At 63.1% G+C, this 12,095-nt stretch carries 13 protein-coding genes; 6 read left to right on the top strand and 7 right to left on the bottom strand.

Going from position 1 to position 12,095, the window contains the following annotated elements; all coding sequences use genetic code 11:
* Positions 1 to 7: 7 nt before the first annotated feature.
* The 4 genes from ACSSVC_RS10675 to ACSSVC_RS10660 all read right to left on the bottom strand — a co-directional run bounded on the left by ACSSVC_RS10675 (position 8) and on the right by ACSSVC_RS10660 (position 3,828).
* A complete protein-coding gene (locus ACSSVC_RS10675; protein WP_492612269.1) occupies positions 8 to 1,183 on the bottom strand; it encodes a M20 aminoacylase family protein in 1,176 nt (391 codons plus the stop codon).
* Between the two features lie 172 nt (positions 1,184 to 1,355).
* Positions 1,356 to 1,685, bottom strand: a complete 330-nt coding sequence (locus ACSSVC_RS10670; RefSeq protein WP_446438952.1) for an amidase — start codon at positions 1,683 to 1,685, stop codon at positions 1,356 to 1,358.
* Positions 1,682 to 2,779, bottom strand: coding sequence for a serine hydrolase domain-containing protein (locus tag ACSSVC_RS10665; RefSeq protein ID WP_492612268.1), 1,098 nt, complete (start codon positions 2,777 to 2,779; stop codon positions 1,682 to 1,684). The genes ACSSVC_RS10670 and ACSSVC_RS10665 overlap by 4 nt, the downstream gene beginning before the upstream one ends.
* Positions 2,780 to 2,949: 170 nt before the next feature.
* A complete protein-coding gene (locus ACSSVC_RS10660; protein WP_346634984.1) occupies positions 2,950 to 3,828 on the bottom strand; it encodes an acyl-CoA dehydrogenase middle domain-containing protein in 879 nt (292 codons plus the stop codon).
* A gap of 140 nt (positions 3,829 to 3,968) precedes the next feature.
* On the opposite strand from ACSSVC_RS10660, the gene olsB reads away from it, so the two are divergent.
* Together olsB and ACSSVC_RS10650 are read left to right on the top strand one after the other, a co-directional pair.
* Positions 3,969 to 4,724 (top strand): L-ornithine N(alpha)-acyltransferase, encoded by a 756-nt coding sequence (gene olsB / locus ACSSVC_RS10655; RefSeq protein ID WP_346634985.1) that lies wholly within the window; start codon positions 3,969 to 3,971, stop codon positions 4,722 to 4,724.
* Positions 4,724 to 5,518 carry a lysophospholipid acyltransferase family protein gene (locus ACSSVC_RS10650; protein WP_346634986.1) on the top strand — a complete coding sequence of 265 codons (795 nt, stop codon included), beginning with the start codon at positions 4,724 to 4,726 and terminating at the stop codon, positions 5,516 to 5,518. Before olsB ends, ACSSVC_RS10650 begins: the two co-directional genes overlap by 1 nt.
* A 100-nt stretch (positions 5,519 to 5,618) precedes the next feature.
* Here ACSSVC_RS10650 and ACSSVC_RS10645 read toward each other — a convergent pair whose 3' ends face one another.
* Positions 5,619 to 6,203, bottom strand: a complete 585-nt coding sequence (locus ACSSVC_RS10645) for an acyl carrier protein phosphodiesterase (RefSeq protein ID WP_492612267.1) — start codon at positions 6,201 to 6,203, stop codon at positions 5,619 to 5,621.
* Between the two features lie 153 nt (positions 6,204 to 6,356).
* On the opposite strand from ACSSVC_RS10645, the gene ACSSVC_RS10640 reads away from it, so the two are divergent.
* From ACSSVC_RS10640 to ACSSVC_RS10630, 3 genes are read left to right on the top strand one after another with little or no spacing between them, the layout of a single operon-like run.
* Positions 6,357 to 6,659: an ArsR/SmtB family transcription factor gene (locus ACSSVC_RS10640; protein WP_016965050.1), complete on the top strand. Its 303-nt coding sequence runs from the start codon at positions 6,357 to 6,359 to the stop codon at positions 6,657 to 6,659.
* A gap of 18 nt (positions 6,660 to 6,677) precedes the next feature.
* On the top strand, positions 6,678 to 7,844 hold the full coding sequence (locus ACSSVC_RS10635; protein WP_346634988.1) for an MFS transporter: 1,167 nt from the start codon (positions 6,678 to 6,680) through the stop codon (positions 7,842 to 7,844).
* Positions 7,845 to 7,877: 33 nt separating this feature from the next.
* Positions 7,878 to 8,927, top strand: a complete 1,050-nt coding sequence (locus ACSSVC_RS10630) for an alkene reductase (protein WP_492612266.1) — start codon at positions 7,878 to 7,880, stop codon at positions 8,925 to 8,927.
* 64 nt (positions 8,928 to 8,991) lie between these two features.
* Here ACSSVC_RS10630 and ACSSVC_RS10625 read toward each other — a convergent pair whose 3' ends face one another.
* Both ACSSVC_RS10625 and emhR read right to left on the bottom strand, forming a co-directional pair.
* A complete protein-coding gene (locus ACSSVC_RS10625; RefSeq protein WP_346634990.1) occupies positions 8,992 to 9,876 on the bottom strand; it encodes a DMT family transporter in 885 nt (294 codons plus the stop codon).
* 162 nt (positions 9,877 to 10,038) lie between these two features.
* Entirely contained in the window at positions 10,039 to 10,671 is a 633-nt protein-coding gene (gene emhR, locus ACSSVC_RS10620) for an efflux system transcriptional repressor EmhR (protein WP_346635024.1), read from the bottom strand.
* A 265-nt stretch (positions 10,672 to 10,936) separates the two neighbouring features.
* On the opposite strand from emhR, the gene emhA reads away from it, so the two are divergent.
* Positions 10,937 to 12,094 (top strand): efflux RND transporter periplasmic adaptor subunit EmhA, encoded by a 1,158-nt coding sequence (gene emhA, locus ACSSVC_RS10615; protein WP_346634991.1) that lies wholly within the window; start codon positions 10,937 to 10,939, stop codon positions 12,092 to 12,094.
* The last annotated feature ends 1 nt before the right edge of the window (position 12,095 follow it).

Raw genomic sequence — 12,095 nt, 5'->3', positions numbered from 1 at the left:
GGAAGGCTCAGACGGGCTTGAGCCAGCTCTCCGCCAGGGCACCCCAATAGGCCGCACCGGTGAGCAGGATGTCGTCGTTGAAGTCGTAACCCGGGTTATGCACCATCGGTTGCGCTACGCCATTGCCGATGAACAGGTAGCTGCCGGGGCAGCGCTGCAGCATCCAGCCGAAGTCTTCGCTGCCCATCAGCTTCGGCGTGTTGCCATTGACCGCTTCGGCCCCCACTAGCTCGACACCGACCCGCCGGGCAAACTCGGTTTCTTCCGGGCTGTTGATCAGCACCGGATAAGCCGGGCGATGGTCGATGCTGACGCTGCAGCCAAAGCTCTCGGCCTGGGTCTGGATGATCGCCTTGACCCGCTCCAGCATCTGCTCGCGCACCGGTGCATTGAGGGCCCTCAGGCTCAGGCGCAACAACGCCTGCTGGGGAATCACGTTGGCCGCCTCGCCGGCCTGCAGGGCGCCGACCGTCACCACTGCCGCTTCCTGGGCATCGATATTGCGCGCCACCACCGTCTGCAACGCCAGGACCATGCTGGCCGCGGCTACCAAGGGGTCCACCGCCAGGTGCGGCATGGAGCCGTGGCCGCCGACGCCTTCGACAATCACCTCGAGCAAGTCCTGGGACGCCATCATCGGCCCCTCGCGAAAGCCCAGGTGACCGGCCGGCAGCCCGGGCATGTTGTGCAGGCCGAACAGCGCATCACAGGGGAAGCGCTCCAGCAGGCCATCGGCAAGCATCGCCTCGGCACCGCCCTGCCCCTCTTCCGCGGGCTGGAAGATCAGGTTCAGGGTGCCGTCGAACGCTCGGGTCGCCGCCAGGTAGCGCGCCGCTCCCAGCAGGATCGTGGTGTGGCCGTCATGCCCGCAGGCGTGCATGCAACCGCCATGGCGGCTGCTGTAGGAAGCCCCGGTGTTCTCGATGATCGGCAAGGCGTCCATGTCCGCCCGCAGGCCCAGGGTGCGCGTGCCCGTGCCGTTGCGCAGAACGCCCACGACCCCGGTTCGACCGACGCCGGTGTGCACTTCATAACCCCATTCCTCCAGACAACGAGCCACCAGCGCCGAAGTGCGTTGCTCTTCGAACCCCAGTTCCGGGTGGGCATGAATATCCTGGCGGATGGCCCGCAGATCGCTGGCAATGTCGTTGAGCCAGGCAAGGATGTGCTGGTGTCGGGTCATGGCGTATCTCCTCTGGGCCGGGTGGCTTCCCGTTCTTTTTTTCGGAGCGTTGCACGAGGCGCAGGAGCGTGCTCGAAGCTCTGCGTCAGATAACCGCGAGCCGGAGCACAGGACAATCAAATGTGGTTCCACTGGATGGAACACATAATCTGCAGCGATGCCTGATCCAGGATCAGGGATCGAGGCGGCAGCCTTCCCGGGGGCCCAGCCAGAGCGCGCTATGGGTACGCCCCAGGGCGCTGGCGGTGACACGTCGGCTCAGCGGTTCATCGCTAAAACCGCTGATGGGCAGGTACTGGCGCACATAGGCCCGGCAGTAGTCGGCGGGGTGTTGCATCACGTAGCGGCAGGAGCAGTACTCCTTGGCGGTATAGGCACCGAGGATATCCGGGAAGGCTTGCAGGGCCTCCCGTTGCTGCCAGCTCCAGCCCAGCAACAGGAGCAGCGCCACCAGCACCAGGCCGAACAGCGGATGACGGCGGAAAAAGGCCCGGCGTCTCATGGCTGCCCCTTGCTGGAGAAAGCCGCCAGGACTCGCTTGAGCAGCTCATTGTGCCGATAGCTGCCATCGCGGTCGTCGCCGTAACGCACGATCACCAGGCGCTGTGCAGGCAGGACATACAGTGCCTGCCCCCAGTGCCCCAGGGCCGCGTAGGCATCCGCCGGCGCATCGGGCCAGGGCTGGGGGGCGCCATCCACCGAGCGGTTGAGCCACCAGTGCCCGCCCGCCACCGCCTCATCCTGGTTGGCCCGATAGCCAGCGAAAGGCGTACGGCAGAACTCGACCCAGGCCCTGGGCAGCAACTGCCGATCACGCCAGCGACCGTCGCGCTGCATCAACAGGCCGACACGGGCCAGATCGCGGGCCGTCAGGTAGAGGTAGGAAGACGCCACGAAGGTGCCGGCGGCGTCGCGTTCCCACACCGCCTGGGTGATGCCCAGCGGTTCGAACAGGGCACGCCAGGGATAGTCCGCATACTGGTCCGCCCCCACCATCCCCCGCAGGCTGGCCGCCAGCAGGTTGCTATCGCCGCTGGAGTAACGGAAGGCCTGCCCCGGTGGAGTGGAGCGCGCCTGCTGTGCAGCAAATGCCGCCATGTCCCGATGCCCGCGGGTGTAGAGCATGGCCACCACTGAGGAGTTGAGGGGGGCGTATTCGTAGTCTTCCTGCCAGTCCAGACCCGAGGCCCAGTGCAACAAGTCACCCAGGGTGATGGCCGGATGCGCCTGTAACGCCGGGTAATATTGTGCCGCGGGGTCCTGGAGCTGGAAGCGGCCTTCACCGTAGGCAACGCCCAACACTACCGCCAACAGACTTTTGCTGGCCGACCAGATGAGATGGGGCGTCTGGGGTCCGGTGGCGCCGGCGTAGCGCTCGTAAAGCACCTGGCCATCGCGGATCACTAGCAAGGCATCAGTACGAATGCCTTTGTGGGACTGGTCGTCCCTGGGCACGAAGGCGTAGTCCTCCAGAGCCTTGAGCGCCGGGCTATCGACGACCGGGCCTCGACTCCATTGCTGCGCCGGCCACTCCTCGGCCCAGGCCGGCAGGCTGAGGCATACAAGCAACGCCAGCAGGATCGGACCTTTGACCATGGATGAGCCTCGAATGACGTCAGTGGCCGAGCCTAGTTGAGGCGGATGACAGTTTCACTGCAAGCGCCCTCGTTTGTTGGCACTGGCTGGCGTAGGGAGCATCAAGCCTTGTGCAAAACCATCCGGCCCCTTCGCCGGCAAGCCGGCTCCTACGCAAGGGGGCGCCGTTGCTAAAACGAGGCCAGGGCTTTGGCCAGGCGTTGCTCCCGGGCGCTGGCAGCCAGGTCCAGCAGGGCCTGGTCCCGGGACCATTGGCTGCGCCAACGCTCAGGGCCATTGGCGAAGGCGGCGTCGATTTCAGGCCGCAATACCTGGAACTGCGTGAACAAACCACCCAATAGAATGTGCCCGCCACTCAAGGAAGGATTCTGCCGACTGACTTCGGCACAGCCCGCAAGCAATCCCAGCAACTGCAGTTGCAAGGGCTGCGGCCAGCCACTGTCCTGCCCCACGCCATACAGCCAGGCGAGCATGGCGCTCAGGACATAGATGTCCTCCAGGGTGCGGAAGGGTTTGACATAGGCGTCCCAGCCATCGCCGGCCAGCAGTTCGCAGGCAGCGTTTTCCAGCAACAGGCAGCCGTGGCTGATCTCCGGCATCAGGGCGATGGCCGGCAGGGTCTGGACCTTGACCCCAGGCTCTCCGGCATAGACCACGGTCAGGCGCAATGCTGCCCGCTCACCCGGGGCCTCGCTGCGCGCCGCCACCAACAGCCAGTCGGCGGCATCGCCGGCGGTCACGAAATCCTTGCGCCCTTGCAGGCGCAGATCCTCCAGCCGGGTCTGCATGTCCGCCGGGCGCAGGCTGCGGCGTTCGGTCGCGCACAAAGCCCCCAGGCTTTGCGGCGCACTGGGCCACAACATGCGCAATGCCGCCTGGTAGCCCACCAGGAACGCCAGCCCCGGAGTCTCCATCAGGCGGCCCCCGAGCACCGCCAGTTCGAAGGGCGTAACGCTGCCCAAATGGGCCAGCAAAGCCCCGTAGCCCTCGGCCAGATCGGGGTTGACGGGCAGTCGTTCACGGCTCTCGAGCAGGGCTTGCCAGGGCATTCGAAGATCCTCAGGGGCTGTCATATAAGCATCACCAAAGCTTCATGGCGATGACACCGGGGCTACATAGCCTGACTTTGCACAACAAAGTCGATTGGCTGCAACCCAAGGCGGGTCGGTAGCCCGCACGGAGATTCACAATGACTCAGATCGCCCGCATCAGCGACACCGGCACTGAACGCCGCCTGCAAGCCGAACGCCTGATCGGCGCCCAGGCCCTGCAGGAAGCCCAGGCCCTGCGTTTCAACGTCTTCAGCGGCGAGTTCAACGCCAAGCTCAAGGGCGCGGAACTGGGTCTGGACATGGATGACTATGACGTTCACTGCAGCCATATCGGTGTCCGCGACCTGAACACCGGGCGCCTGGTAGCCACCACCCGCCTGCTGGACCATCAGGCCGCCAGCAGCCTGGGACGTTTCTACAGCGAGGAAGAGTTCAGCCTGCACGGCCTGACGCACCTCAAGGGCCCCATCCTGGAAATCGGCCGCACCTGTGTCGACCCGGCCTATCGCAACGGCGGCACCATCGCCGTGCTCTGGGGCGAACTGGCGGAAGTGCTCAACCAGGGCGGCTACAGCTACCTGATGGGGTGCGCCAGCATTCCGATGCAGGACGGCGGCATCCAGGCCCAGGCCATCATGCAGCGACTGCGGGAGCGTTACCTGAGTACCGAACACCTGCGGGCCGAGCCGAAGAACCCGCTGCCCAGCCTGGACATCCCTTCCAATGTCATCGCCGAGATGCCGCCATTGCTCAAGGCCTACATGCGCCTGGGGGCGAAGATCTGCGGCGAACCCTGCTGGGACCAGGACTTCCAGGTGGCCGACGTGTTCATCCTGCTCAAGCGCGACGAGCTGTGCCCGCGGTATGCCCGGCACTTCAAGGCGGCGGTTTGATGCGCCGGTTGCGGGTCTACGGGCGCATCGCCCGGGTACTGCTGGTGGTGGCGCTGGGCCTGAGCATGGCCAGCATCTTTGGCCTGCTGGAGCGCCTGGGTGTTGCCAATTCCATGGTCCGGCGCCAGCGCTGGTCGCGGTTCTTCATGGCACGCCTGAGCAATGCCCTGCCGTTCCGGGTCACGGTGCACGGCGAGTTGCCTCGCCAGCCGATGCTCTGGGTCAGCAATCACGTGTCCTGGACCGATATTCCGCTGCTGGGCATGCTCACGCCGCTGTCCTTTCTGTCCAAGGCCGAAGTGCGCACCTGGCCGGTGGCGGGCTGGCTGGCGGCCAAGGCCGGTAGCCTGTTCATCCGTCGTGGGGCCGGTGACAGCCAGTTGATCCGCAAGCAAATGACCCGCCACTTGCAGGAGCAGCACCCGCTGCTGCTGTTTCCCGAAGGCACCACCACCGACGGCCGTGGCCTGCGCACCTTCCACGGACGCCTGCTGGCCAGCGCCATCGATGCCGAAGTATCCCTGCAACCCGTGGCGATCCGTTATTTGCGCGATGGCCAGATCGACACCCTGGCCCCCTTCATTGGCGACGACGACCTGCTCTCGCACCTGATGCGGCTATTTGCCAACGATCAGGGCCGAGTGGAAATCCATGTGCTCAAGCCCATTGCCTGCCAGGGCCAGGAACGTGCGGCGCTGGCCTTCCAGGCCCAGCAAGCGGTGCACAAAGCCCTGTTCGGTGATGTCGTACAACCCGCCGAACCACGCCGCAACGGCGAACTGGTTGCCGCCTGAAACGCCCTGTAGGAGCCGGCTTGCCGGCGAAGAGGTCCTTGAGACAGGCACCGCCCACGAGGACGTTTTCGCTGGCAAGCCAGCGCCTACAAAACGCCATTCATTGCCCTGGTTGGGTGTGTTCGGCGGCGAAACTCTGCAACTGCGGGTAGAAGGCACGAAAATCTTCGCTCAACGGCTGATACAGCCGCTCCAACTCGCCCATCGCCGCGGTCAGTTCCTCTGGCCGTGACAGGCGCCGGGCAATCCCTCGCAACACCTGCTCCAGCACCGCAAATTCGCGATAGGAACCCAGCCAGTCATCCGCCGCCATATAGGGCGCAATCTGCGCCAGGCGCGCTGGCAACTGCGGTTCGGCCGCCAGCACCCGATACACCTCGGCAGTGAACAGCGGCAAGGGGCGATCGGCGTAATGCTGCCAATCCCGGGCCAGGCAGTGGTCGAAAAACACGTCGATGACGATGCCGGCGTAACGCCGTCGGGTCAGGGAGAAACGCGACAGTGCCGCCGCCACCAGAGGATGGCTGTCGGTGTAGGTATCGATGCGCCGATGCAGCTGGATCGCCGCCTCGACCTCGGGGGCAAACTGCCCTTGCAGGCGCCCTTTGACGAAATCGCCATACAGGCTGCCGAGTAATTGACCCGGGCGCTGGCCGCCAAGGTGCAGATGTGCGAGATAATTCATTTGCGCAGCTTAGCACTGCGCCTCGCATATCGTTATAACCCGATATACCGATAAGTAATGATTTAAGATCAAAATCATATTGGTATATCGCGAAATAACGATTTAAATTTCGCCTCATCGCGATACAACGTTTTATGGAAAACGAGCACCGCCATGTCCCTCGACCTCGACGAAATAATAAAAGCCCTGGCACATCCGGTTCGCAGGGAAATCCTGCACTGGCTGAAAGACCCGACAGTCGAATTTCCCGATCAGGCTCACAGCAATGAGCACGGCGTCTGTGCCGGACAGATCGATCAACGCTGCGGCCTGTCGCAGTCGACCGTCTCCGCCCACCTCGCCACCTTGCAACGTGCAGGCCTGATCAGCAGCCGGAAAGTCGGCCAATGGCATTTTTTCAAACGCAATGAGGAAGTCATCCAGCAGTTCCTCACGCAAATGAGCCAACAGCTCTGATCTGACAAGGACCCGACAATGCCCCTTTCACTCATCATCCTGGCCTTGAGTGCCTTCGCCATCGGCACCACCGAGTTCGTCATCATGGGGCTTTTGCCCGATGTGGCGGCGGACCTCGGGGTGTCGATTCCCGGCGCCGGCTGGCTGGTTACCGGCTACGCCCTGGGCGTGGCCATCGGCGCGCCGTTCATGGCCCTGGCCACCGCACGCCTGCCGCGCAAGGCAGCCCTGGTGGCGCTGATGGGGATCTTCATTGTCGGCAACCTGCTGTGTGCACTGGCCAGTGATTACAACGTGCTGATGTTCGCCCGGGTGATCACTGCGCTGTGCCACGGTGCCTTCTTCGGTATTGGTTCAGTGGTGGCTGCCGGCCTGGTGCCCGCCAACAAGCGCGCCTCGGCCGTGGCCCTGATGTTCACCGGCCTGACCCTGGCCAATGTACTCGGCGTGCCCCTGGGTACCGCCCTGGGTCAGGCAGCCGGCTGGCGTTCGACCTTCTGGGCGGTGACGGTAATCGGTGTAGTGGCGCTGATCGGCCTGCTGCGCTTCCTGCCGGCCAAGCGCGATGAGGAAAAACTCGACATGCGTGCGGAACTGGCAGCCCTCAAGGGCGCGGGGATCTGGCTGTCCCTGAGCATGACCGCACTGTTTGCCGCGTCGATGTTCACCCTCTTCACCTACGTTGCGCCGCTGCTCGGCGACGTCACCGGCGTCTCGCCCCAGGGCGTGACCTGGACCCTGCTGCTGATCGGCCTGGGCCTGACCCTGGGCAACATCATCGGCGGCAAGCTGGCGGACAAGCGCCTGGGGGCCACCTTGATCGGCGTGTTCGCGGCCATGGCCGTGGTCTCCACCGTGCTGACCTGGACCAGCGTGGCGCTGATTCCCACCGAGATCACCCTGTTCCTCTGGGCCACCGCTTCGTTTGCCGCGGTACCGGCGCTGCAGGTCAATGTGGTGACCTTCGGCAAGGCTGCCCCCAACCTGGTTTCGACCCTGAACATCGGCGCCTTCAACATCGGCAACGCCCTGGGCGCCTGGGTCGGCGGCAGCGTCATCGCCCACGGTTTCGGCCTGACCAGCGTGCCACTGGCGGCGGCGGTCCTGGCGATCCTGGCCCTGCTGGTGACGTTGATTACCTTTCGCCAGGGCGGCAACGCCGAACTGGCCCCTGCGACCCACTGACCCGTTTCTTTCCTATATAGAAGGCTGCATTCCATGACCACTATCTTTGATCCGATCAAGATCGGCGACCTCGAGCTGTCCAACCGCATCATCATGGCGCCGCTGACCCGCTGCCGCGCCGACGCTGGCCGCGTACCCAATGCACTGATGGCCGAGTACTACGTGCAGCGGGCTTCCGCTGGCCTGATCCTCAGCGAGGCCACCTCGGTGACCCCAATGGGCGTGGGCTACCCGGACACTCCCGGCATCTGGTCCAACGACCAGGTGCGTGGCTGGTCCAACGTGACCAAGGCGGTGCACGGCGCCGGCGGCAAGATCTTCCTGCAGCTGTGGCACGTGGGCCGGATTTCCCACCCGTCCTACCTGGACGGTGAAACGCCAGTGGCGCCAAGCGCCATCCAGCCCAAGGGCCATGTCAGCCTGGTGCGTCCACTGGCCGACTACCCAACCCCGCGCGCCCTGGAAACCGCTGAGATCGCCGACATCGTCGACGCTTACCGGGTCGGTGCGGAAAACGCCAAGGCCGCCGGTTTTGACGGTGTGGAAATCCACGGCGCCAACGGCTACCTGCTGGACCAGTTCCTGCAAAGCAGCACCAACCAGCGCACCGACCAGTACGGTGGCTCCCTGGAGAACCGTGCCCGCCTGCTGCTGGAAGTCACCGACGCCGCCATCGACATCTGGGGCGCCGGCCGAGTGGGCGTGCACCTGGCACCCCGTGCCGACTCCCATGATATGGGCGACGACAACCTGGCGGAGACCTTCACTTATGTAGCCCACGAGCTGGGCAAACGCGGCATCGCCTTTATCTGCTCCCGCGAGAAAGAAGGCGCTGACAGCCTGGGTCCGCAGCTGAAAGCGGCCTTCGGCGGCCCCTACATCGCCAACGAGCGTTTCACCAAGGACAGTGCCAATGCCTGGCTGGCCGCCGGCAAGGCTGACGCCGTGGCGTTCGGCGTGCCCTTCATTGCCAACCCGGACCTGCCGGCCCGCCTGAAGGCCGACGCCCCGTTGAACGAGGCGCATCCGGAAACTTTCTACGGCAAGGGCCCGGTCGGTTACATCGACTATCCGACGCTGTAAGCCTGGATCGGTAAATAAAAAGCCCCGACTCTCGCGAGCCGGGGCTTTTTTGTGAGCGCCGGGATCAGCGCTTGCGTTGCGTCCAGGCCACCGCCAGGCCGCTCAGGCAGATCACCGCGATGCCGATCAGGCCATAGCTGTCTGGGGTATGACCGAAGATCAGGTAGCCATACAGGCCGGCGAACAGAATCTGCCCGTAGCTGAACGGCGCCAGCATTGCCGGCGCGGCATGGCGGAAGGCCTGGGTCAGCAGCATATGGCCAAGCATGCCGCAGGTGCCGAGGCCGATCATGAACAAGCCGTGGACAAAGCTCGGCGTGCTCCAGAAGAACGGCAACAACGCACTCATGATCAGGCTGTTGAAGATCCCGGTCAGGAAGTTGCTGGTGGTGGGGCTGTCGATGCCGCTGAGCTTGCGGGTGAGCAACTGATAAAAGCCGAAGCACAGCGCCGAGCCCAGGGGCAGCAGGATCGCCGGAGTGAAGAGTACGCCACCGGGACGCACCACGATCAGCACCCCGACGAAGCCCGCGAGCACCGCCAGCCATTGCCCGCGGCTGACCCGCTCGCCCAGGAACGGCACGGACAAGGCCGTGACCAGCAAGGGCGCAAGGAAGTTGACCGCGGTGGCTTCCGCCAGGGGGATATAGCGCAGGCCGGTGGTGAACAGCAGGCTGGTGCCGATCAGACACAAGGCCCGGAGCAGTTGCAGGCCGGGACGCTTGGTTCGCACCACCGCGGAAAAGCCGCTGCGGGGGACGAACACCACCAGCATCAGCAGCGTATGAACCACATAACGCGCCCAGACCACCATGACGATGGGGTAAAAGGCCGAGAGGTATTTGGACAGCGTGTCGTGACTGGCGAAGAGCAGAACCGCCAGACAAATCAGGGCGATACCCTTGATTGGCTGTTCTGCGCCTTTGAACGGTGAAGGGTTCACACTCATTCACACACCCGCAACAAAATCCCTACAAAATACGTAGCTCGCTATCTATCAAGATGCAGCCAGCCCGTATATAAAAGCACCCCATCGCGATCTGGCGAGCGCTGGAATGAATCTCCCTCGCCGTAAATCTTGACACAACTGGACTCAATTACGCATTTTGTCTTAATGACGGAGGCTCGGGCTCAAGCGCAGCATATCCAGCCCGATGTCGATCCAGCGCTCTGCCTCGGTGTGCAGAGCGAAGCTGTCAGGGGCCAGCAGCCATTGATAAAGGATGCCATCGATAAAGGCGCGCATGCTGATAGCCGCCCGCATCGTGTCGAGGTTTTCGGGCAATTGCCCACGATTCACTGCATTGGTCAGCGCCAGCTCGATACGCAGGTTGCAGTCCAGGCTGGCGGCGCGACGTTGGCGACGCAGATCGCACATTTCATCGGTGAATTCGCACTTATGAAACAGAATTTCATTAATGCGTCGGGTTTTCGGGTCCAGGGCAACTTGATGAAACAAATGAATGAGCAGCTTGCGCATCCAGCCCAACGGATCCATTTCATCTACATTTTCACTGGCGGCAGCCATCTCATCCAAGGGTTCACGCAGGCTGTCGAGCATGGCCTGCACCAGATCGGCCTTATTGCTGAAGTGCCAATAAATGGCACCCCGCGTCACCCCCGCCAGTGCCGCGATATCGGCCAGGGTGGTACGCGCCACGCCACGCTCGTAAAAGGCCTTTTCGGCGGCCTCGAGTATCTGGCTGCGGGTTTCTTGAGCTTCCTCTTTGGTACGACGGACCATGGCAGTAAAACCTCGATCAGGATCTTTCAGCGATGCGTGAAGACCTTCTGAATAAATATGGAACGGCATCTCGAGTGCCGTTTGCCCAGCCTACAATTCAACACCTACAGGGGCTTTTGTAACCGGATGGGTACGCCGCCAGGGTATTTACAAACAACCATGAACGTAAGTATATTCCTTAGCAAGCTACTAATCCACTCAGCCAACTCTTTTTACCCTTCCACTTTTCTTGTGCGCATCTTGCGTGCCTGACCCGAGGATCTTCATGCAACTCAAGCCAGCTGTTACCGCTCTGGTCACTGCCGTCGCCCTGGCATCGCTGCTCAGCGGATGTAAAAAGGAAGAGGCGGCGCCTGCCCCTCAAGCCCCTCAGGTCGGCGTCGTCACCCTGCAACCACAAGCCTTTACCTTGACTTCCGAACTCCCGGGCCGGACCACCGCGTTCCGCATCGCCGAAGTTCGCCCACAGGTAAACGGGATCATTCTCAAGCGTCTGTTCAAAGAAGGCGGAGATGTTAAGGAAGGTCAGCAGCTTTATCAGATCGATCCGTCGATCTACGAGGCAACGCTGAAGAGTGCTCAGGCTAATCTGCAGTCCACACAGTCGATTTCCGATCGCTACAAGCAATTGGTCAACGAGCAAGCCGTAAGCCGTCAGGAATACGACACCGCCGTGGCCAACCGTCTGCAATCGGAAGCCTCCCTGCAAAGCGCCCAGATCAACCTGCGCTACACCAAGGTGCTGTCGCCTTTGACCGGCCGCATTGGCCGCTCCTCGGTGACCGAAGGCGCTCTGGTCAGCAACGGCCAGGCCGATGCCATGGCGGTGATCCAGCAGTTGGACCCGATCTATGTCGACGTCACCCAGTCCTCGGTTGAGTTGCTGGAGCTGCGCCGCGAGCTGGAAAGCGGTCGCCTGCAAAAAGTTGGCGACAACGCCGCCAAGGTCAAACTGACCCTGGAAGACGGCAGCCAGTACAAGCTCGAAGGCAAGCTGGAGTTCTCCGAAGTCTCGGTGGATGAAAGCACCGGCTCGGTGACCCTGCGCGCCGTGTTCCCCAACCCTCAGCACACTCTGCTGCCGGGCATGTTCGTCCACGCCCAGCTGCAAGCCGGGGTGAACAGTGCAGCGATCCTGGCGCCACAACAAGGCGTGACCCGCGACCTGAAAGGCACCCCGACCGCTCTGGTGGTTGGCCCGGACAACAAGGTCGAGCTGCGCCAGCTCAAGGCCAGCCGCACCGTCGGTAGCCAGTGGCTGGTGGAAGATGGCCTGAAAGCCGGTGACCGTCTGATCACCGAAGGCCTGCAATTCGTCAAGCCAGGCATTGAAGTCAAGGCCAGCGAAGCAACCAACGTAGCAGCGAAGAACCCGGCCCCTGCACAGGCAACTGACAAAGCTGCAGGCGGCAAAGGGGAGTAAA

The organism is Pseudomonas sp. E1BtOHC1 (genome assembly GCF_058744285.1).
The sequence above is the reverse complement of the archived record's forward strand: the minus strand, read 5'-3'. Positions and strand labels throughout refer to the sequence as shown.